This window comes from Epibacterium ulvae (assembly GCF_900102795.1).
GTDB classification, from domain to species: domain Bacteria; phylum Pseudomonadota; class Alphaproteobacteria; order Rhodobacterales; family Rhodobacteraceae; genus Epibacterium; species Epibacterium ulvae.
In genome coordinates, this window is record NZ_FMWG01000006.1 from 111,097 (window position 1) to 131,981 (window position 20,885).

The 20,885-nt window shown below is 54.8% G+C and carries 23 protein-coding genes; 8 read left to right on the plus strand and 15 right to left on the minus strand.

Features of this window, described 5'->3' with window-relative positions; all coding sequences use genetic code 11:
- Window positions 1-2: 2 nt before the first annotated feature.
- Window positions 3-1,337, plus strand: a complete 1,335-nt coding sequence (locus BLP79_RS11020) for a S41 family peptidase (RefSeq protein ID WP_090218953.1) — start codon at window positions 3-5, stop codon at window positions 1,335-1,337.
- Window positions 1,338-1,395: 58 nt separating this feature from the next.
- Here BLP79_RS11020 and BLP79_RS11025 read toward each other — a convergent pair whose 3' ends face one another.
- Entirely contained in the window at window positions 1,396-1,788 is a 393-nt protein-coding gene (locus tag BLP79_RS11025) for a VOC family protein (protein ID WP_090218954.1), read from the minus strand.
- A gap of 109 nt (window positions 1,789-1,897) precedes the next feature.
- Here BLP79_RS11025 and BLP79_RS11030 point away from each other — a divergent pair, with 109 nt between their 5' ends.
- Complete coding sequence (locus tag BLP79_RS11030; protein ID WP_090218956.1) at window positions 1,898-2,962, plus strand: bifunctional transcriptional activator/DNA repair enzyme AdaA; 1,065 nt, start codon at window positions 1,898-1,900, stop codon at window positions 2,960-2,962.
- Window positions 2,959-3,702 carry an isocitrate lyase/PEP mutase family protein gene (locus tag BLP79_RS11035; RefSeq protein WP_090218957.1) on the plus strand — a complete coding sequence of 248 codons (744 nt, stop codon included), beginning with the start codon at window positions 2,959-2,961 and terminating at the stop codon, window positions 3,700-3,702. Before BLP79_RS11030 ends, BLP79_RS11035 begins: the two co-directional genes overlap by 4 nt.
- A gap of 2 nt (window positions 3,703-3,704) precedes the next feature.
- On the opposite strand, the gene BLP79_RS11040 is transcribed toward BLP79_RS11035, so the two are convergent.
- From BLP79_RS11040 to BLP79_RS11050, 3 genes are all read right to left on the minus strand, one after another.
- Window positions 3,705-4,082, minus strand: coding sequence for a hypothetical protein (locus tag BLP79_RS11040; RefSeq protein WP_090218958.1), 378 nt, complete (start codon window positions 4,080-4,082; stop codon window positions 3,705-3,707).
- Window positions 4,083-4,092: 10 nt separating this feature from the next.
- Window positions 4,093-4,854 (minus strand): DUF6478 family protein, encoded by a 762-nt coding sequence (locus BLP79_RS11045; protein ID WP_090218960.1) that lies wholly within the window; start codon window positions 4,852-4,854, stop codon window positions 4,093-4,095.
- 145 nt (window positions 4,855-4,999) lie between these two features.
- Window positions 5,000-5,689, minus strand: coding sequence for a hypothetical protein (locus BLP79_RS11050; RefSeq protein WP_090218962.1), 690 nt, complete (start codon window positions 5,687-5,689; stop codon window positions 5,000-5,002).
- Between the two features lie 236 nt (window positions 5,690-5,925).
- Here BLP79_RS11050 and accD point away from each other — a divergent pair, with 236 nt between their 5' ends.
- On the plus strand, window positions 5,926-6,885 hold the full coding sequence (gene accD / locus BLP79_RS11055) for an acetyl-CoA carboxylase, carboxyltransferase subunit beta (protein WP_090218963.1): 960 nt from the start codon (window positions 5,926-5,928) through the stop codon (window positions 6,883-6,885).
- A gap of 104 nt (window positions 6,886-6,989) precedes the next feature.
- Window positions 6,990-8,264 carry a bifunctional folylpolyglutamate synthase/dihydrofolate synthase gene (locus BLP79_RS11060; protein WP_090218965.1) on the plus strand — a complete coding sequence of 425 codons (1,275 nt, stop codon included), beginning with the start codon at window positions 6,990-6,992 and terminating at the stop codon, window positions 8,262-8,264.
- Between the two features lie 103 nt (window positions 8,265-8,367).
- Here BLP79_RS11060 and zapE read toward each other — a convergent pair whose 3' ends face one another.
- The gene (gene zapE / locus BLP79_RS11065) at window positions 8,368-9,438 is read right to left on the minus strand and encodes a cell division protein ZapE (RefSeq protein ID WP_090218966.1); all 1,071 of its coding nucleotides are present in this window, start codon (window positions 9,436-9,438) and stop codon (window positions 8,368-8,370) included.
- Between the two features lie 156 nt (window positions 9,439-9,594).
- On the opposite strand from zapE, the gene BLP79_RS11070 reads away from it, so the two are divergent.
- On the plus strand, window positions 9,595-10,833 hold the full coding sequence (locus tag BLP79_RS11070) for an MFS transporter (protein WP_090218968.1): 1,239 nt from the start codon (window positions 9,595-9,597) through the stop codon (window positions 10,831-10,833).
- Window positions 10,834-10,845: 12 nt separating this feature from the next.
- On the opposite strand, the gene BLP79_RS11075 is transcribed toward BLP79_RS11070, so the two are convergent.
- From BLP79_RS11075 to BLP79_RS11100, 6 genes are all read right to left on the minus strand, one after another.
- Window positions 10,846-11,769: an ornithine cyclodeaminase family protein gene (locus BLP79_RS11075; protein ID WP_090218971.1), complete on the minus strand. Its 924-nt coding sequence runs from the start codon at window positions 11,767-11,769 to the stop codon at window positions 10,846-10,848.
- Window positions 11,766-12,386 carry an HAD family hydrolase gene (locus BLP79_RS11080; RefSeq protein WP_090218972.1) on the minus strand — a complete coding sequence of 207 codons (621 nt, stop codon included), beginning with the start codon at window positions 12,384-12,386 and terminating at the stop codon, window positions 11,766-11,768. The genes BLP79_RS11075 and BLP79_RS11080 overlap by 4 nt, the downstream gene beginning before the upstream one ends.
- A 116-nt stretch (window positions 12,387-12,502) precedes the next feature.
- The gene (locus BLP79_RS11085) at window positions 12,503-12,955 is read right to left on the minus strand and encodes a YaiI/YqxD family protein (RefSeq protein ID WP_090218974.1); all 453 of its coding nucleotides are present in this window, start codon (window positions 12,953-12,955) and stop codon (window positions 12,503-12,505) included.
- Complete coding sequence (gene sthA / locus BLP79_RS11090; protein ID WP_090218975.1) at window positions 12,952-14,427, minus strand: Si-specific NAD(P)(+) transhydrogenase; 1,476 nt, start codon at window positions 14,425-14,427, stop codon at window positions 12,952-12,954. Before sthA ends, BLP79_RS11085 begins: the two co-directional genes overlap by 4 nt.
- Window positions 14,428-14,445: 18 nt before the next feature.
- Complete coding sequence (gene fghA / locus BLP79_RS11095; RefSeq protein ID WP_090218977.1) at window positions 14,446-15,279, minus strand: S-formylglutathione hydrolase; 834 nt, start codon at window positions 15,277-15,279, stop codon at window positions 14,446-14,448.
- Window positions 15,280-15,400: 121 nt separating this feature from the next.
- Window positions 15,401-16,330 (minus strand): AEC family transporter, encoded by a 930-nt coding sequence (locus BLP79_RS11100; protein ID WP_090218979.1) that lies wholly within the window; start codon window positions 16,328-16,330, stop codon window positions 15,401-15,403.
- A gap of 201 nt (window positions 16,331-16,531) precedes the next feature.
- Between BLP79_RS11100 and BLP79_RS11105 the strand changes: the two genes are divergently transcribed.
- Window positions 16,532-17,152, plus strand: coding sequence for a TetR/AcrR family transcriptional regulator (locus BLP79_RS11105; RefSeq protein ID WP_090219197.1), 621 nt, complete (start codon window positions 16,532-16,534; stop codon window positions 17,150-17,152).
- Between the two features lie 12 nt (window positions 17,153-17,164).
- On the opposite strand, the gene BLP79_RS11110 is transcribed toward BLP79_RS11105, so the two are convergent.
- The gene (locus tag BLP79_RS11110) at window positions 17,165-17,662 is read right to left on the minus strand and encodes a c-type cytochrome (RefSeq protein WP_090218981.1); all 498 of its coding nucleotides are present in this window, start codon (window positions 17,660-17,662) and stop codon (window positions 17,165-17,167) included.
- A gap of 161 nt (window positions 17,663-17,823) precedes the next feature.
- Here BLP79_RS11110 and BLP79_RS11115 point away from each other — a divergent pair, with 161 nt between their 5' ends.
- The gene (locus BLP79_RS11115) at window positions 17,824-18,165 is read left to right on the plus strand and encodes a DUF2794 domain-containing protein (RefSeq protein ID WP_090218983.1); all 342 of its coding nucleotides are present in this window, start codon (window positions 17,824-17,826) and stop codon (window positions 18,163-18,165) included.
- On the opposite strand, the gene BLP79_RS11120 is transcribed toward BLP79_RS11115, so the two are convergent.
- The 3 genes from BLP79_RS11120 to BLP79_RS11130 form a co-directional block, all read right to left on the minus strand.
- Window positions 18,133-19,005, minus strand: a complete 873-nt coding sequence (locus tag BLP79_RS11120; protein WP_090218985.1) for a C40 family peptidase — start codon at window positions 19,003-19,005, stop codon at window positions 18,133-18,135. The genes BLP79_RS11115 and BLP79_RS11120 overlap by 33 nt on opposite strands.
- Before the next feature lie 2 nt (window positions 19,006-19,007).
- Window positions 19,008-20,390 carry a leucyl aminopeptidase family protein gene (locus tag BLP79_RS11125; protein ID WP_090218987.1) on the minus strand — a complete coding sequence of 461 codons (1,383 nt, stop codon included), beginning with the start codon at window positions 20,388-20,390 and terminating at the stop codon, window positions 19,008-19,010.
- A 107-nt stretch (window positions 20,391-20,497) separates the two neighbouring features.
- Window positions 20,498-20,878: a hypothetical protein gene (locus tag BLP79_RS11130; protein WP_232716430.1), complete on the minus strand. Its 381-nt coding sequence runs from the start codon at window positions 20,876-20,878 to the stop codon at window positions 20,498-20,500.
- Window positions 20,879-20,885 lie beyond the last annotated feature (7 nt).

Consider the following 20,885-nt stretch of genomic DNA (forward strand, 5'->3'; position numbering starts at 1 on the left):
TCATGAAGAAAATGGCGATGGCCGCATTTGGCGGGACGCTGGCTGGTATTTTGGCAACGGGCTATGTGGCCGGGCCGCTTCTGGCTCAGGAAACAGCACGCGAGACCAGCATTTACGAGCAGTTGGATCTGTTTGGGGACATTTTTGAACGTATCCGCGTTCAGTATGTTGAACAAGTTGACGAAAAAGAGCTGATCGAAGCGGCCATTGGCGGCATGCTGTCGTCTTTGGATCCGCATTCCTCATATCTGTCACCGGATGATGCGGCGAGCATGCGTGTGCAGACCCGTGGTGAATTTGGGGGGCTCGGAATTGAGGTCACACAGGAAGAGGGCTTTGTGAAAGTTGTCTCTCCCATCGATGGCACCCCAGCCGAAGAGGCGGGGATCGAATCTGGTGATTTCATCACGCATGTCGACGGGAATAGCGTTCTGGGCCTTGGTCTTGATGAAGCGGTTGATCTGATGCGTGGCCCTGTGGGCTCTGAAATCGTGATCACCGTTGTGCGCGAAGGTGCTGAAGAGCCCTTTGATGTATCCATCATTCGCGACACGATCAAGCTGACCGCCGTACGCTCGCGCACGGAAGGGCAGACCGCTGTTGTGCGCGTCACTACCTTTAACGATCAGACCTATCCCAACCTTGAATCTGGTATTGCGAAACAGATCGAAGAGGTCGGCGGGATCGACAATCTCAACGGTATTGTTCTGGACCTACGCAACAACCCTGGTGGTTTGCTGACCCAAGCGATCAAAGTGTCTGATGCTTTCCTTGAAAGCGGTGAGATCGTTTCAACCCGGGGCCGTGATCCACAAGATGGCGAACGGTTTAACGCAGAACCCGGCGATCTGGCGCAGGGCCTGCCGATGGTGGTTCTGATCAATGGTGGGTCAGCGTCCGCGTCTGAGATCGTTGCCGGTGCTTTGCAAGATCACCGCCGGGCGATTGTGGTTGGAACCAAATCCTTTGGTAAAGGATCAGTCCAGACGGTGATGCCGCTGCGTGGCAATGGTGCGATGCGCCTGACCACGGCGCGTTACTATACGCCATCGGGCCGCTCTATTCAGGCGCTGGGTGTCAGCCCGGATATCGTTGTGGAACAGCCCCGTCGGACAGAAGCTGAGGAAGAGGAAGAAGCGACAAATCGTTTCCAGCGTTCCGAAGCGGATCTGCGCGGCAGTCTAAACAATGACAGTCTGACCGAAGATGAGGTTCGCCAGATTGAAGAAGACCGTGCCAAGGCAGAAGCGGCAGCGGAACTGCGCGAAGAAGATTATCAATTGGCCTATGCGATCGATATTCTAAAAGGCCTTTCGGCCCTTGGTCCTAAAAACTAAGACTTTTGATTTCAAAGCTTAAGCTTTGAAAGAGCTGCCCTCTTGGGCGGCTCTTTTTCTATGGGGCGCTGCTGGTGATATGGCACACTGCTTCGATGTTGTGTCCGTCAGGATCATAGACAAAGGCCGCATAATAGTTTGGATGATAATGGGGCCTTAGACCGGGCGGGCCATTGTCGCGTGCGCCAGCCTGCAGTGCAGCGTGGTAAAAGGCGTCAACCGCGCTGCGTGTGCTGGCGGAAAAGGCGATGTGCAGCTTTCCTGTCGTGGTGTCTTCTTCAGCCAGCCACAGCCACGGGCGGTCGTCTCCGTAGCCTGTGACCTGCACCCCCTCTGTTGTGCTTGGATCAGGGGTAAACAGACGTGCAACGCCAAGAGGCTTTAAGGCCTGATCATAAAAGGCAACAGAGCGTTTAAAGTCGGACACGCCGAATGTGATGTGATCAATCATATGCGTTCCTATATGCTCCTTTTCAAAATCTTTGTGGCATCTCGTCAAAAATCAGATTGATGCCCGAAAACCGGCGGTGCGGATGACTGGAGTGAGATTAAGGTGAGCCATGATGTTTGACCTTCCCGATTCCCAGATATTGTATCAGGCTCTGCTGACACGTGATGTGCAATTTGAGGGGCGCGCCTATGTTGGCGTGTCTTCGACAGGTATTTTCTGTCGCCTGACTTGCCCGGCCCGCAAACCCAAATATGAAAACTGTCAGTTTTTTGGTACCATTTCAGAGTGTATCGATGCTGGGTTTCGCGCCTGCAAGCGTTGCAAGCCCCTGCATCAGGCGGCTGGGGATGATCCGGTGGTGCGGCCTTTGCTGGAAGCGCTTGACGCTGAGCCGAGCCATCGCTGGCGCGAAGCGGATGTTGTTGCCTTTGGGTTTGATCCCTCGACTGTCAGGCGTGCGTTTAAACGGCAATTTGGCATGACCTTTCTTGAAATGGCCCGACAGCGGCGCCTGCGCGAGGGATTCACCACACTAAAAGCGGGCGAGCCTGTGATAGCGGCACAGATCGAAGCTGGTTTTGAATCCGCCAGCGCGTTTCGCGCAGCTTTTACCCGTTTGATTGGTCTTGCTCCTGGGAGTTTTTCACAAAATGCCCTATTGCAGGCGGATTGGATCGAAACCCCCATTGGCGCAATGGTAGCCATCTCTTGTCCGCACCAATTGCACTTGTTGGAGTTTGTGGATCGTAGGGCCTTGCCGGGTGAGGTGAAGCGGTTGATCGCCTCGCAACCGGGGGGGCTGGGCTTTGGGCGACCCCCTCCGACGCGGCAGGTTGCTGCAGAACTTGCACGGTATTTTACGGGGCAAGGTGCGCATTTTCAGACCCCTCTTGCCTTGCATGGGACGACGTTTGAACAAGACGTGTGGCGGATGTTACAACGCATACCTGCTGGGGAGACCCGCAGCTACAGTCAGCTTGCCTCAGATCTTGGACGCGCCACTGCAACACGCGCTGTTGCCCGTGCCAATGGGTGCAATCAGCTTGCTGTTGTTGTTCCCTGTCATCGCGTCTTGTCGGCTTCTGGGGATTTGACAGGCTATGGGGGCGGCCTGTGGCGAAAGCAGCGGCTGATTGAAATTGAGAATAGATACCGTGAGAGGGAATTATCATGACATATGAGGCCAAAGCGCGTGCTTTTGCAGATTTACACGTGCCCGGAACACCGCTGGTTCTGTATAATATCTGGGATGCGGGCACGGCGGGGGCTGTTGCGGCAGCGGGGGCAAAGGCGCTGGCCACGGGCAGCTGGTCTGTTGCAGAAGCACATGGGTATGGTGACGGAGAGCAAATCCCGCTGGATCTGCTGCTCACCGTGTGTGAGCGGATCACAATCAGGCAGGATCTCCCCTTTACGGTTGATTTTGAAGGAGGCTTCGCGACGGAGCCCGAACAGATCACCGCCAATGTGCTGCGTGTTGTTGGTATCGGAGCGGTTGGGGTGAATTTTGAAGATCAGATCATCGGAGAGACCGGGCTTTATGGTATCGCGCGACAGGCGGAACGGGTCGCGGCGGTGCGTGCGGCCCATCAGGATCTGTTTGTGAATGCACGTACAGATTTGTTTTTGAAAGAAAAAGATCCGTTGAAACATGCGGATCTTTTGCCTGAAGCGCTGGAGCGTGCCGCAGCTTATAGCGAAGCGGGGGCAAGCGGTTTTTTTGCGCCGGGCCTGCGGGATCCTGATCTGATCGCGCAGCTTTGTGAAAAGCTGGCCTTGCCCGTGAACGTGATGATGCGCGGTCTTACACTTGATATCGTTCGCGAAGCGGGCGTGGCCCGCGCCAGCTATGGCCCCTTGCCATATGCCGATGCGATGCAAGCGATTGCGGAGCGATTTACAAACCTAGCTTAGCTCTAGCTGGTTTCGAGACAATGCCGCCGGAAGGCACGTTTTAGCATGTCAAGCTCTGCGCGCAGCAACTCCACCTCTGCGCGCAGATCATCCGCTGGGGGTGGTCCGCCATTCAGGGTGAAATGACCCAGAGTTTGGTTGGTCTCTGGATTGATGATCAGGAAGACCTCGGCACTTTCGCACACGGCTTCGGAAGGGATTGGAACCACAAGATCCCAGTCCAGCCCGGGCGTTACCATCTCGATTGCAACACCTTTTAGGGGAGCATCCTGCCACATCACCTGTACGGCAGGTGGTGTGCTGCGCTTTTTGCGGCTTGAAACACGGCCTTCCCATCTGGCGTTTTCAAAACGGATTGGAGCAAGGGTCAAATCAGTCATCTTCGGCTCCTCAGAAAGCGGCGCGAGGCTGGCGCAAAAAGGTCAAATCACGCAGAATGATTTCATTCATTTCCGCCGCTTCAAAGATCAGGTCTACCCAGATTTTTTCCAATCGATTTTCATTCAGACTGGTATAGGCAAGATCAAATTCTACTTTGATGTCTTCGTCATCTAACGGTAGCTCACGCACCAATTGTTCCGTGTTTGGGCCGTGTTTGATGTTGAGGCGGATAAAAATCTGTAATGGTTTTTCAAATTCCACAATACTGTTGACGCGCAGGATATGCTCTTTGGTGAGGCCGGTCAGCGCAGTTTCAGGCAGATCAATGGCCAGGCTCAGGAACGATCCATCAAATTTGAAAACATCCAGTCGCAGCCCAAAGGGGGCAATATCCGCAGCGCGCCGGTTGCGTAATTGCCGCAGGGTCAGCTCGGATGTGCTGCAGTCATGAAAGATCTGAACGCCGTCGCCAAGCTGCGCTTTTGTGCTGACAGAAGAGATACCGCGTATTTCCAAAGGGCTGCGCCAGAGGGCAGGGCGCCAGCTCCAATCGGTGCCATGCGGGCGCGCGAATGCGTTTGTGCCGGTTTGCGGCAACGCAAGGCGGGTATCCGCAGTAAAGAGGAATCGATCTAGCTGTTGACGGAGCAGGCGCGCCTTATCCCGGATGCGGCGGAGTTCGGGAAGGGAGCGCTTGGTTGCCATGTCCGCTTCAGAACGCCAATGATGCAAGCTGCGCCGGAATAACAGCCAATTGAGCCTATGCCCCATGTTGCCCTCAAAGTGATGCAGCCGATCTGACTGTTGGAAGTGATTTTACTTAAATTAGCGAAGGACGTGTTGGAAACAAACCAGCAATTTGCTGCTCTGCCCAAGTTTTCCCAAGCGCGAGACTAAGATGATTTGGCAAACGCTTTCAAAGCACAGGGCGCAAACGGGGGCGCAGTACAGCTGCGGCAGTGCTTTTCTGTGCGACGTGATCAGCGTTCTTTGTTTGGGGCGCGCGCGCATTTGATCGTTGGGCCATCTCGCTTAGCAAAAGCGCGCCTTGTTTGGTCAGAAGGTGGCCGCGATCCGGGGCATAAAGTGTCAGCGCGATCATATGCCTGTGTTGGGTGAAGACGCCCCGCCAATGGGTTTGCGCAGCCTGTACCGGATGTGTTGTATCGGCTTTGACCTGGACCAAAGGCAGTGCGAGATCTTCGCGTATGTCAACAATCTCTCCTGTCGGAACAGCGGCTTTTAAAGCCGCGATGTCAGGCGGCGTTTGATTTTCCGCTAAAGGCGCAACAGAAGCAGTGATGAGCCCAAGATCGCGTGCATTGCGTGACTGTGTATTTGCAGAAAGCACGTCGCAGCGCGCCAAGAGCGCAAAACCATTCTCGCGGGTCTCTGCCAGAGTTTCACGGTCAAAACAAAATCCTGCCGGGGCAGATAAGACAACATTTTCCTCGGCAAACCGAATTGTTGTAAGCCCTGTTGCATGAGATCGAGAAGGCGATTCTGTCGTTGCAAAGGAGAGCCCTGTCGACTGCAGGCAGCCGCTGAGCGCAATGATTGCGCCAATCTGTCCGGTCAGCTTGGTAAAATTCAGAATGCGGCGCACGTCTCTGTCCCTTGGGCTTTTTGAATAAAATCATATGGTAAGTGATGTGTGTCACACAAGAACGGAGTTGGCGGAACTGAGACATCAGGTTCCAAAGCACCGCCATTGTCTTCGGAAGGGTCGGTGCAAGTGGCGAAATTCCCCGCGTCGAGGCTATTTGGAGGGCAGGCGTTGATTGCAATTGCAGACAAGGCAGCTTATTTGATGGCCGAAACAGCACCGAGCGAAAGCAAGCAATGAACTGGATCAACAACTACGTCCGGCCGCGGATCAACTCAATCTTTTCGCGCCGCGAAGTCCCTGAGAATTTGTGGAAGAAATGCGGTGAGTGCGGCACCATGCTGTTTCACCGTGAGCTGAGTGACAATCAGATGGTGTGCACCAATTGCGGGCACCATATGCATATCACGCCACGTGCCCGGTTTGAGGCGCTGTTTGATGGCGGTGTTTTCACCGAAGTGGACGTGCCTGAGCCGATCACGGATCCGCTGAAGTTCAAGGACCAAAAGAAATATCCCGACCGGATGAAGGCTGCCCAAAAGAAAACCGGTGAAGAAGAGGCCATGCTGGTCGCTGCCGGTGAAATTGGACGCACGCCTATTGTCGCTGCTGCGCAGGATTTTTCCTTTATGGGTGGCTCCATGGGGATGTATGTGGGCAATGCCATCATTGCGGCGGCTGAGGAGGCGGTGAAATTGCATCGTCCTTTGGTGCTGTTCTCTGCTGCAGGTGGCGCGCGCATGCAGGAAGGTATTCTGTCTTTGATGCAGATGCCCCGTACCACCGTGGCTGTGCAGATGCTGAAAGAGGCGGGACTGCCCTATATCGTGGTTCTGACCCACCCCACTACGGGTGGTGTGACCGCCTCATATGCAATGCTTGGGGATGTGCATATTTCAGAACCCAATGCATTGATCTGTTTTGCAGGACCACGCGTGATTGAACAGACCATTCGGGAAAAATTGCCCGAAGGCTTCCAACGCGCAGAATATCTGCTGGATCACGGGATGTTGGACCGCGTCACGCCACGTACTGAATTGCGGGATGAGCTGATCACCATCACACGTATGATGATGGGGCTGCCGCCGCAGATCGTTGGGGATCTGCCTGCACCGGACGAGGCTGCTGCGCCAGATCCTGCGCCTGTGGAGGCGGCATCTGAAGCGGTTGAAGAGACCGCACAGACGAGCAGCTGATCGTTTTGAATATCATTTAATAAAACAGCCCGTTTCCTATTCAGGGGCGGGCTGTTTTCACATTGTCCGCGTGTGAGGCGCGTAACCAGCTGTCAGAGGCATATATGACCGCATCTTCTTCCTCCGATCAGATCCTGGCCCGTATGATGGCACTGCATCCAAAGATCATTGATTTGACGCTTGACCGCGTCTGGCGTCTGCTGGCTGCGTTGGAAAACCCACAGGAAACATTGCCCCCGGTCATCCATATTGCCGGCACCAATGGCAAAGGATCGACACAGGCGATGATCCGGGCTGGTCTGGAGGGCTGGGGAAAATCGGTGCATGCCTATACCTCCCCGCACTTAGCCCGTTTTCATGAACGCATTCGACTGGCGGGTGAACTGATCACAGAAGCGCATCTGACGGACATTCTGGACGAATGTTACGCGAAAAATGGCGGCGAAAATATCACCTATTTCGAGATCACCACAGTTGCAGGTCTGTTGGCGTTTTCCAGAATGCCAGCGGATTTCACATTGCTTGAGGTTGGTCTGGGGGGGCGTTTGGATGCCACCAATGTGGTTACACCAGAGGTTTCGGTGATCACGCCGATCTCGATCGATCACGAACAGTTCTTGGGCGATACGATTGCCAAGATTGCGGCAGAAAAAGCGGGGATTATCAAACGCGGAGTGCCGGTGATTGTGGGTCCGCAGCCAGAGGATGCGCTGGAGGTGATTGAGGCCACGGCGCAGAGACTGGGCGCACCCGTGATTGCCTATGGCCAGCACTGGCATGTCTATGAAGAGCGGGGGCGTCTGGTGTATCAGGATGAGCGCGGCCTGTTGGACCTGCCTCTGCCGAACTTGCTAGGGGCACATCAGATCCAGAATGCCGGGGCCGCGCTTGCGGTCTTGCGCCATCTTGGGGCGGATGAAACCGCCTGTGAGGCGGCCATGACAGAGGCGAGTTGGCCTGCCCGCATGCAGCGGTTGCAAAAGGGGCCTTTGGTTGAGACAGCTGGCGCGGCCGAGCTTTGGCTGGATGGCGGTCACAATGCAGCGGCGGGCCAGGCTTTGGCAGCGGTTCTGGCGGGGCTGCCCAAACGCCCAACGCATTTGATCTGCGGGATGCTGAACACCAAAGATGTGAGCGGGTATTTGCGCCCTCTGGCGGCACAGGCTGATCGCCTGATTGCGGTTACGATCCCGGAGGAAGTGAATACGCTGCCTGCTGAGGCCACCTGTGATGCGGCACGCGCGGTGGGTTTAAACGCAGAGACTGCTGCGGATGTTAATGCTGCGCTAGAGGCGATTGTGGCCCAGACGCCGGAAGCGCGTGTGCTCATCTGTGGATCGCTCTATCTGGCGGGGCATATTCTGCGGCAAAACAGCTGATGTTGCCCCCGGCCGCAAGCGAGGGCTCCCGCCCGGCTGCGATCTGAAGATCTTATCCCGTTGGGCCAAGCGCCGCTGGCGCGGCGCGGTTGGGGTTTCTTACTTAGAGCCTGCCCCAATCCCGGTCCTGCATTTCGCGCAGACGGCTGGCTGTACGTTCAAATTCAAACGCGCCATCGCCCTCAACATAAAGAAATTCTGGCGCAGCTGCGGCGGAGCAGATTAGCCGGACCTTGGCCTCATAGAGGGCATCAATGAGGGTCACAAAGCGTTTTGCTTCGTTGAAATTGCTGCGGCTGAGTTGGGGAATGTCTTCGAGGATCAACACTTTGACGGCATCTGCGACGGCCAGATAATCTCCGGGACCCAGCATCTTGCCGCAAAGATCAAAGAAACTTGCACGGGCCACCCCATTGCGGAAGGCAGGCAGGGTTACCTCACGTCCTTTGACCTCTAGGATCAACGGTTCAGCAGGGCCGCCGGATAGATCTGACCAGATATCAGACAGTTGCTGGCGTGTGGTGGCGTTGATCGGGGTGAAATAGACATCCGACCCTGTGAGGCGATCTTGCCGGTAGTCCGTGGGCGAGATCATCTCCCAGACTTCCATCTTGTCTTTGATCAGGTCAATGAAGGGCAGGAAAAGCTGGCGGTTCAACCCGTCTTTATAAAGGTCGTCTGGCACCCGGTTGGAGGTTGTGATCACGGTGACGCCAGCCGCAAACAGAGCTTCAAACAAACGACCGACGATCATTGCGTCGGTGATATCGGTGATCTGCATTTCATCAAAAGCCAAGAGGCGCACGGATTGTGCCACCTCTTTGGCAACGGGAGCCAGCGCGTCTTCGATATTGTTCTGGCGCGCTTCATGCATCTTCGCATGGATTTCCTGCATGAAGGCGTGAAAATGCACGCGTCGCGCAGGAATGCCACCCAGACTGTCCACAAAGAGATCCATCAACATGGATTTGCCGCGACCGACACCGCCCCAAAGATACAGGCCTTTTGGCGCAGGGGAGGGGGTGTTGCGTCGAAACAGGCCACGTTTGACCGGAGGCGCTTTGAGCGCGGTGCCGATGCGGTCAAATTCAGGCAAAACAGCCTCTTGCGCGGGGTCTGTGCGCAGCGTGTTTGCGTCTATTTTGGCTTTGTATAAGGTCTGAAGGTCGGTCATGGCGTAGGGATAACGCGGTCGATCGGGGATGAAAAGCTTTCTGCGCCCGCCACAGGATCACGTATCAGTTTTTCTTAAGTCTGTGTTCAGAAGCTTTGATTTGACCTGCTGCCGCTGCGCGGTCAGACATAAGCAGGCTGTCTGGAGACCTTTGAAATGCCAAGTCGCGTGCCTTTGTTTACGCCTGTTTTGATCGTGGGCTGTATTATTATCATGATCAGTTTCGCAGTGCGGGCCTCTTTTGGGGTGTTTCAAATTCCAATCGCAGAAGAGTTTCAGTGGCCCCGTACAGAGTTTTCGCTGGCGATTGCGATTCAAAACCTTGCCTGGGGTATTGGCCAGCCGATTTTTGGTGCGGTCGCCGAAAAGATTGGTGACAGAAAAGCAATTATCATCGGTGCGATTATATACGCGGCTGGATTGGTGCTGAGCGCAGGTGCCACAACCCCGTTTGAAATGCAGGCCTATGAATGGCTGGTTGGGTTTGGCATTGCGGGTACTGGTTTTGGTGTTGTGCTGGCTGTGGTGGGGCGCGCAAGTGCGGCACAGCATCGCTCGATGTCGCTTGCGATTGTCACGGCGGCAGGCTCTGCCGGGCAGATCATTGGGGCCCCAACCGCCGAAGCCCTGTTGGGCTGGATGTCGTGGCAAATGGTTTTTGTGGTCTTTGCGGGTGTCGTTCTGGCCCTGATTTTGACTTTACCTTTGATGAAAGCGCCTCAGATGGCGAGCCAGGATGAGCTGGAAGAAAGCTTGGGAGCGATCCTCGTTAAGGCCTTCAAAGACCCCAGCTATACACTGATTTTTCTAGGCTTTTTCAGTTGCGGATATCAGTTGGCCTTTATCACAGCGCATTTTCCCGCCTTTGTGACTGAAATGTGTGGGCCGATCATGCCCGGTGGGCTGCTACACGGTCTGGGCATCACAACGACATCGGCGCTAGGCGCGGTGTCCATCGCGTTGATTGGAGCAGCCAATATCTGCGGAACCCTGTTGGCGGGCTGGGCTGGAAAACGCTACAGCAAGAAATATCTTCTGGCAGGGATTTATCTGGCGCGCACCGTTGTTGCTGGCGCGTTTATCCTGCTGCCTATTACACCGCTATCAGTGATTGTTTTTTCTATCGTCATGGGGTCGTTGTGGCTGGCCACTGTGCCGCTGACGTCGGGTTTGGTGGCCCATATCTACGGGCTGCGCTATATGGGAACGCTTTATGGCATCGTCTTCTTCAGTCATCAGCTGGGCGGCTTTATGGGTGTTTGGCTGGGCGGACGTATGTATGACGTCTATGGAGACTACACCCTTGTGTGGTGGATTGGCGTCGCCGTCGGGGCCTTTAGCGCGATTGTGCATTTGCCGATACGAGAGAAGCCTTTGGTCGCTGCTGCTGCCTGATCCGCATGCATTTCAATGGGTGTCTTGGGCCTTCCATAGATCCAGAATATGGCGGCCGGTGATCAGATCCAGATGCGCACCGCCGCCGTTTTTAAACAGTGTGATTTGATTGGGATCATATTCTGGAAACTGGTCGAGCGCATAGAAATCGGCCCGCACATCGCTGCGCGTAATCTTGCCTTGCGACAGGGGAATTTTAAATTCCCCGATGTGGTCAAGCGTGGTGTCAAAGCTATCCGTATAGATCTGTGCACGTGACAGAGCCTGGTCATCGGTTTCCCGCATGTCTGGGCGGTAGGCACCGATCAGGTTGAGATGCTGCCCCGGACGCAGCCAATCGCCTAAGACAAGTGGCGTAGATGACATCGTGCAGGTCAAAATAATATCTGCAGCTTCCACAGCGGTGCGTAGATCCGGCACAGCTGCAGTTTCGGGGTATTGCGCTACCAAGGTTTCCGCCTTTGCATTTGTGCGATTCCAGATTTGGAATTGGGCTTTGGGGTAGCAGGCTGAGAAGGCTTCAATCAGGGAGGCACCCACTGTGCCTGCGCCGACAATGAGAATACGGCGGCTGTCGGGATTAGCGAGGCGCAACGCACCAAGCAGACTGTCGCCTGCTGTTTTCCATTTGGTAACCAGATGGAAGTCAATCAGGGCTTCGGGCATGCCATTTTGATCAGAATAAAGCGTCACCGCGCCGTTCACCATCGGGCTGCCTGTTTTGGGGTTGCCGGGAAAGATCGTGGCCGTTTTCACCGCCATGCCCAGCCCATCAATCCAAGCCGCGCGGCTTAATAACGTGTCCTCGCCGCGATATAGAAATGTGTCATCAACTGACGCTTTTGGGTGTTCGTGCCCCTTTGCAAGAGCTTTGGCAAAGCCGGGCCAGTCCAGCAGGGCTTCGCCCGTTTGAAAATCTACGAACGGCAGACTCATGCTGCTTCCTCTTTGGTGAGTAGCCCGTCTTGAACAAGACGCTCTGCCCAGCCTTCTGGTGTGGTGAACAGATGCGTTTGCCAGCCACGCTTTGCGGCGGCTTCAATATTTTCCGGGCGATCATCCGCAAACAATAATTCTGTTGGCGAAACGGCGGTCTCCCGTTCCAGAATTTCATAAATTTCCGCATCGGGTTTGATGCATTTCAGATGGCCCGAGATAAATGCCTGATCAAATTCGGTTAGCACCGGATATTCCACCTTGGCGATTTCAAATGTTTCAATCCCGAAATTTGACAACGCAAGGACAGGAATGCCTTTGGCACGCAGTGCCCGCAAAAGGCGCGCAGAATGTGGAATATCCGGGGTTACCATTTCAATCCAGTGGTCGTGCCACATCATGATTTCACGGGCCCATTCAGGGTGGCGTTCTGCCAGATCCGTGATGGTTTTTTTGAAGGGCGCACCGCGGTCTACCTCTAGATTGGCGTCGTGCAGGGGCACGCTTTCCAAAAGGGTGATACGTTTGTCTTTGCCAATTTCACGGTCGTAAAACTGTTCAGGTTCCCAAGCGATCAGAACGCGCCCGATGTCAAAAACGACGGCAGAGATGGTCATGTGAAAATCCTTTTGAAACAAATAAGCGGGCTCCAAAGCCCGTGAATAACGGTGGCGTATCGACGTCTATTCTACAATCATAAACACAAAAGAGCGCCCTAAAAACGCGGATAGATCTACCTTTTGGCGGCGCGCAATTCGCGCTCCAACGCATCCAGAAACCGGGACCGGTCCGCTTTGGAAAAGGATTTGCCGCCGCCTTGCATGCCCAAAGGGTTGGCGGCGCGCAGATCGGCCATCAGATCACGCATGGCCAGCTGTTGGCCGATATTGGCCTCGGTGAACCGTTCCCCGTTGTGGCGCAGCACACGGGCACCAGCTTCGATGCATTTGGCCGCAAGCGGGATGTCTCCGGTGACCACAACATCGCCCGGCCCGCAGCGCTCAGCGATCCACATATCCGCCACATCTGCGCCCTGATCCACGATGATGGTTTGCACCAATGGATTTGCTGACGGGCGCAGGCCGCCGTTTGACACCACAAACATAGAGAGGCCGTGGCGGGTGGCGACCCGCTCGGCCTCTGCTTTGACCGGACAGGCGTCCGCATCAATATAAAGCGCGCTCACTCGGCGGCCTTTTTGGCTTTGGGGGCAGGTTTTTCTGCGGGTTTTGCCTTGGCTTTCTTGGGCTCTTTGAATTCATCCGGGATCGGCATCCGGTTAAAGGCATCAAGACCCGCAATTTTATAGGCTTCGGCCAAGGTGGGGTAGTTGAACGTGTTTTGCACGAAATAGTCTACAGTGCCTTTCAGGTTCAGCACGGCTTGCGCGATATGGATCAGTTCAGTTGCGCCTTCACCGACAATCTGCACACCCAAGACACGACGGGTTTTAAGGGAAAACAGCATTTTTAGCATGCCATGTTCAACGCCCATAATATGCCCGCGTGAGGTTTCGCGAAAGCGCGCAATCCCCACTTCGTAAGGCACGTCGCGCTCTTTCAGCTCTTCTTCTGACATGCCACAGGTCGACATTTCTGGTACAGAATAGATGCCGTAAGGATACCAGGGGCTTTCCGGGATGGTGGCAACATCCATTGCATGGCAGGCCGCGACACGGCCCTGTTGCAGCGAGGTTGATGCCAGTGACGGGTGCCCGATGACGTCGCCGGTTGCATAGATATGCGGCACGGCGGTTTGATAGGTCTTGCGTTCAATGGCCACGCGCCCACGGTGATCGGTTTCAAGGCCAACGGCTTTGAGGTTCAAGCGTTCCGTATTGCCCATGCGGCCTGCCGCGAACAGCAGCATTTCACCCCGCACATGACGCCCATTGGCGAGGCTGACCTCGATGTGATCGCCTTCGTCTTCGATTTTTTCAATGGCTGAGCCAAGGCGCAGATCCAGACCATTTTCGCGGATCTGATGGGTGAATTCCTGAATGAGCGTGCGGTCAATAAAATCAAGGAAGGTATCGCGTGGCTCGATCAGGGTGACGCGCACATCAAGGGCGGCAAACATGGTGGCGTATTCCACACCAATGACGCCAGCGCCAACAACGATCAGCGAGCGCGGAATTTCTTCCATCTCCAAGAATTCATCGCCATCTACAATGGTTTTACCATTAAAGGGCACATAATCCGGGCGGTAGGTGCGTGTGCCAGTGGCAATCAGGAACTTTTCGCCTGTAACCTGTGTGGTGTCACCGGCTTCGGTCTCTACCTCAACCGTGTTGGCATCCACGAAATGGGCCATACCTGCCAAAGTGTCCACATGGTTGCGATTGAACTGGTGTTCCAACACGTCGACTTCATGGTCCAGCGTCATGTGCAGCCGGGCCTTCAGGTCGTCTGCTTTGATCGAATCCTTCACACGATAAGAGCGGCCATAAAAGCTCCGCTCGCGCCAACCGGTGAGGTTCAGCACGGTTTCGCGCAACGTCTTTGACGGGATCGTGCCCGTGTGAACGGAAACCCCGCCCAGCCTGTCATGGCGGTCAATCACAAGGACGCTACGTTTCAGTTTGGCTGCCTGAATGGCGGCTGTGCGCCCAGAAGGTCCAGAGCCGATGACGATCAGGTCGTAGTCAAATTTGCTCATGTGAGAGATCCTTTCACGTCAGCGCGCATAAAGCGCATCTGCATGGAAGGCGATGTGCTCTTCCATGAAGGTGGAAACAAAGAAATAGCTGTGATCATATCCGGGCTGCAGGCGCAGTGTAGCTTGTTGACGGCGGCTGTTGGCGGCTGAGGCTAGGGCTTCAGGTTTTAGGAGATCAAGGAATTGATCCTCGGTGCCGGTATCAATCAAAACCGGTCCATCAAAGCCAGACTGTTCCATCATGAGCGTTGCGTCATGTTTTGCCCATGTGGCTTCATCCGCGCCGAGATAGGCGGTGAGCTGTTTGCGGCCCCAGTCTGATGCTGTGGGATTGCAGATGGGCGCAAAGGCTGAGACGGAAGTAAATCGTCCCGGCAATCCCATCGCCAGTGTCAATGCACCATGCCCGCCCATTGAATGACCTGTGATTGCCTGCCGGTCCAGATCAATCGAAAACTCCTTGCCAAGCAATGTCGGCAGTTCGTCGGCGATATAGTCCCACATATTGAAATGAGGTGCCCATGGTGTTTCCGTGGCGTTTACGTAAAACCCCGCACCCTGACCCAGATCGTAAGCTTCATCATCTGCAACACCTTCCCCCCGTGGTGAGGTGTCTGGAAAGACAATTGCAATACCTTGCTCTGCACACCAAGCCTGTGCGCCTGCCTTGGTCATCGCGTTTTCATGGGTGCATGTGAGGCCAGACAGATACCACAAAACCGGCACCGGGCCATCACTGGCTTCTTCGGGCAGAAAGACGCCAAAGGTCATGTCGCATTGGGTGCTTGTGCTTTTGTGGCGATAGACGCCCTGCGTGCCGCCAAACGCCTTGTTCTGGGATAGGGTTTCCATGCCATGCCTCCTGATCAGTTTGGCTTATCGCTAGCGGTCCAAACGCAAGTCGTCCAGCGTGTCAGAGGCCGCAGCTGCTGTTTTGCAGTCAATTGATTGCAATTCACTAAAGTTTCATCACCTAAAGGGCAGAAACCCAAGTGATGACGACGGGTAGGGACAATACAGCCAGAACGGTGGAAATCAGGATCGCTGCCGACACCCGTTGCGGTGCAATGCCATAGTGTTGGGCAAGGATGTATATATTGCCCGCTACGGGCAAGGCGCTGGCTGCAATCGCGATCTTTGCCGCATAGGGATCAACAGGCATCAGCCACAAGACACCAATCGCAACGCATAGGGGATGAACCACCAGCTTTCCAAAGCTCAGCCAAAGGGCCACTTCTACTCGTTCAGCAGATTTACTGGCAAGCGATGCACCAATTGCAAAGAGCGCACCGGGCACTGCAGCTCCGGCCAGAAGTGATAGAAATTCAGCTGCAGGATCAGGGATCGGCAGGGCAAACCCCGACCAAAGCAGCCCGGCGGTGATCGATAGGATCATGGGATTCGCCAATAGCCCGCGGACCACACGCCATAGCGTTGCCAGCGTAATGCCGTTGCCACGGCCAAGATTGATCAGGATCACAATAAGTGAGGAAAACACCACCAGATCCACACTTAGGATCAGCATCATGGGCGCAATGGAGGCTTCCCCAAAGAAAAGGGCCATCATGGGCAGGCCCAAAAAGCCAACATTTCCGATGGCAAAGCATTGCGCCTCTACTGCGGCGGTTGGGCCGTCTTGTCCGCGCATAACGGCAACTGCGGTTGCCACACCATAGGCCACACCACAGCCTGCAAGGTATCCAAATAGCAAATCGACATCAAACAGCTCTCCAAAGGACAAGGTTGCAGCAAATCGGAAAATCATTGCCGAAAGCGCAAAGTAAAACACAAATTTGGTCAGAGCAGCCGTCGCGTCTTCGCTAAAAAAACGAGACCGGGCAGCACCATAGCCCAGCCCGATGAGCGCAAAAAACGGCAGGGTTCGTAGGAGAACATCAATCATGCAGTTGAAAATTTCGATAAAGGAGCACTTTGCAAAAGCTATACGCCAAAACAGTCTGTGTCTCAATCATAGGACGTTCTTCGAAGGTGATCACAATAACATGATCCCTCCTCTGCAAGCGACGTGGATGCTTGTTTGCCTATGGTACAATCGCTAAGTTCGGAGTTCATTCACGAGACCGGAGCCTTTATGACCTTGGACATGAAAGACCAGCCCATTCAACGAACCGGGCGCAAGTTCGCGCAGGTGCTTGAGGGCGCGCGCGTGGTCTTTATGGCCAAAGGCTTTGAAGGCGCGAGTGTCGATGATATCGCCAAAGAAGCTGGCGTTTCTAAGGCAACGCTTTACAGCTACTTTCCAGATAAGCGACTTTTGTTCAGCGAAGTTGTACGCACCGAATGTCAGCGCCAGTGCGAAGCCACCGGCGCGGGGGTGGACTTTCACGAAAACCATCCACCCGCAGAGTCGCTTTATGCGGGGGCACGTATGATCATTGCGAGCTACCTGTCAGAGATTTCACAACAGATGTTCCGCATTTGTGTCGCCGAAGCCACGCGTTTCCCAGAGTTGGGCGAGCTTTTTTACCAAAGTGGTCCGATGATCTGGCGCACCGATATGCGCAGTTATCTGCAACAGGCCACAGCGCGTGGGGATCTGGCTGTCGAAGATTTTGATATGGCTGCTGATCAGTTTATCGAACTCTGCAAAGCGGATCTTTTGCTGCGCGCTGTATTTCTGAATGAAACGGAGTTTTCAGAGGATGAGCAGCACCGGGTTGCAGCCGCTGCTGTTGATCTGTTTCTGGCAAAACACGGGCGCTAAAACCGGTTGGGTTTAATGCGTCGTGAATTCACGATCTTGCAATTTATAGCGTTCGTGGCAGCTGTGGCAGCCTTTGATCATCGCTGGTAGGCTTTGGCGCAATGTATCTGCGCTGCGGGGGTTCAGGCGTTTTGCTGCGCGCTGGGCGTTTTTGGCGCGCAACTCGAAATCTTCCCAATTTGTCCAAAGGTTCGGGCGCGCCAGAGTGTGCGCATCCATTTCAATGTGTTTGAAATGCGGTTTGATGCCCTTGGTTGTCTCGATCAAAGTGTTTTTTGCGTCTCGCGCATGGCGTTTGTTAAAGGCACGTCTCCCGGATGCCATGTCTGTGAGGACAGAGAGCGCAGTTTTCTGTGTGTTCATCAAAGCAACGCGTGCTTCAATCTGTTCATTTTCATAAGGAACTTTGGCCATCAGCACGCTTCCCAGAACCAGCGAGAGGCCAAACACAATCCCATAGCCGAAAAAGCGAGTGAAAGGCGCATGAGCGGCGCTAAGATGTTTCAGCATGGTCTGTTCCAGAGCAGTAGAAATATGAGATCGTTCAGCGGTCTGATCACTATGCCTTACAGGAGTTAGATGAGCGTTAAGAGCATCCGCCTTGCTGTGGCAGAGGTCTTAACACTCTAAAAGCGCTTGATTTTCTTTCTGAATGGTCGCAGGCTGCTCTTATGAGCTTTCAACACATAGAGCCTTTTCCACCCACCTACGACACGCAAGTGGCTTTTGATAAACGCGAGCTGCAGGTTATCTTATCTCTGTACGGCCGGATGGTTGCTGCTGGGGAATGGCGCGATTATGGCATTTCCTCTCTCAAAGAAATGGCCGTCTTTTCCGTGTTTCGCCGGACCGCAGAGTTTCCGCTGTACCGTATCGAAAAACGCCCCAAACTGCGCCATCGTCAAGGGCAGTATTCTGTTGTCACCATGGATGGGCAGATCCTGAAACGCGGCAAAGATCTGCGCACCGTGTTGCGGGTGCTAGAGCGGAAATTGATCCGGGCTGTCGAGTGATGACATGCGTTTATGGGCCGTCACGGGCCCGTCGCCCTGGGTTTCAATCCGGGTGATGGCGGCATGAATGTTTTCATATGCCACAGCCATATGGTGCACATTGGCGTGGATCAGGGTTTCCGGCGTCGCAACAAGCGCAACATGCCCTTTCCAAAATAACAAATCCCCGCGCAAATAGGGGGTTCCGTGTTTCAGCGCAGTGCCAAGCGTCTGTTCTTGCTGATCACTGTCACCGGGGCAAGGCTGCCCCGTCGACACCAAAGCAGCCTGCACCAGACCAGAGCAATCAATGCCAAAGCTGCTGTTGCCGCCCCATAAATAAGGCGTGCCCAGAAAGCTTTCGGCCACTGCAACGCCATCAGGTTCCTTCACGTCCAGCGCAGATATATGCGCACGGGGTACAAAGCCTGCTGATGTTTCAACAAAACGCGCGTTTGTCTCTGAGCTTGGTACAACTGTTAAAAGGCTGCCCTGCGAAAGCGCTTTACGTTCGGGGGATTTGAAATCCGGGGCGCTGTAGACGTGGGTCATTGGGGCCTGAATCTGATGTGTCACGGTGTGATATGGTCCGATATCATCGCTGCGCAGATAGCCGACGTACCCGTCTTTTTCGGCCTGCACAAAAGCATAGCCGTTGCGTTGATCATAAAGCGTGACGCTTTCCCCCAAAAGCAGTTGACGGTCGCGCGCGCCATCCGGAGCGCGCAACAGATCGGCCACAGGTGTGCAAACAGAGGCCCGCTGGCCCGCCACCACCTGACGCCCTTCTGCAGCGAAAGGCAGGTGGTCCGCGATGATATGCGCATTCATTGGCGTTGTGCGCCGGTCAAAATCGGACATGGTTACAGGTCCAGCATATCAGGCAGGGCTGTAAACAAAGCTCGGATGCCTTGGCTTGTGCCACCTTTGCTGCGGCCCGGCGCGGGTTTTGGGGACCATGCATAGATGTCAAAATGCATATAACGGCTGTTGCCTGCAAAACGGCGCAGGAACAACGCGGCCGTGATTGAACCGGCGAACCCGCCCGCAGGGGCATTGTCCAGATCCGCAATATCGGGTTCGATCATGGTTTCATAAGGGGTGTGGAAGGGCATCCGCCACACCGGATCTGCTGTATCTGTTGCCGCTTTGGTCAGCGCGCCTGCATCACGGTCGTCGTCGGTATAAAACGGCGCAAGATCCGGCCCAACTGCCACACGCGCCGCCCCGGTGAGGGTCGCCATCGAGATTAGCAAATCTGGTGTCTCTTCATCTGCAAGAGCCAGCGCGTCTGCCAGCACCAATCGCCCTTCGGCGTCAGTGTTATTGATCTCAACTGTAAGACCTTTGCGCGAAGTTAAAACATCTCCGGGGCGGAAGGCATTGCCCGAAACTGCGTTTTCCACGGCGGGAATCAGCACCCGCAATTGCACCGGTAGATCTGCCGCAAGAATCATTTGCGTCAGCCCCAGCACATTTGCCGCCCCGCCCATGTCTTTCTTCATGATTCCCATGCTCGCGCCCGGTTTCAGGTTCAGCCCACCGGTATCAAAACACACCCCTTTGCCAACCAGAGTGAGTTTCGGCCCCGAGGTGCCTTTGCGAATCTCGATCAAACGCGGTGCGCGGTCTGCCGCGCGGCCCACGGTGTGGATCATCGGGAGGTTTTCATCCAACAGTGCGTCGCCTGTGATCACGGAACAGGCCGCGTCATAGGTCTGTGCAAGATCCCGTGCCGCGGTTTCCAGTGCTTCCGGCCCCATGTCCGCTGCGGGCGTGTTGATCAGATCCCGTGTGAGCTGCTCAGCCTTGGCCATTTTCTCTACTTTGGCGGCATCAATGTTTTCTGGTGCGACCAGTGACGCTGCAGCAGAAGATTTGCTGCGATAGCGGTCATAGACGTATCCTCCCAAAAGCCAGCCCAGACATTCCACCTCAACCTGATCTGCTGGCAGACCCGATGCGATATGATAGGTGCCTTTGGGAAGCTTTTGTGCGGCAGCCGCTAAAATGAAACGTCGACGCGCGCGGCTCTCTTTCGTGCCAAAGCCTGCCAGCGCCTGCTGGATGCTTCCGTCAGGTGCGGGGAGAGCCAGCGCTTGTCCCGCCGCTGCAGTAAAACCAGATACTGTTGCCCAGGTTTTGACCTCAGCACTTTGATCTTCAAGCCAAACAGAAAAACTTCCCTCATCCACAACGTGGAGGGGAATGCTGTCTGTCGAGGCAGGTGCAAAGGTAAGCGACATGGGCAAGCTCCGGAAAATAGATTGTCTTCCCGTGCTAGACTAGTCGCCTGTGGTGGGGCTGCAAGGCCCCACGCTCCACAGAAACTCTATAAAATCGCCTGAGGGCGTTAGATTGTTAGATCATGTTGATCCCAAATCGCGGTGAGAGAGCGTTCACCCACACGGATCAAACGGAACAGCGTTGCTGCAACCGCTGCATAGTCTTCGGAATCAATTGCCTGCGTTACATCACCTGCGATGCTGCTCATGGCAGACATGCCGACCTGATCTGATATTGCAATCAGCGATCGCGCGCTTTTGCGCAGGTTCACGATATCGTTCTGGCGCCATAACCGCTCGCAATGCGTCAGGCGTACCGCCAGTTCCTCAATCGCGCGGCAGACCACATCTTCTGCCCCGGTTTCACCCAGTTCGTTATATAAATCGGACAATTTGCCCGGATCCAGACGCACGTTTTCTTTGTGCACAACAGTGAGAATATTAGCCACCACAGTT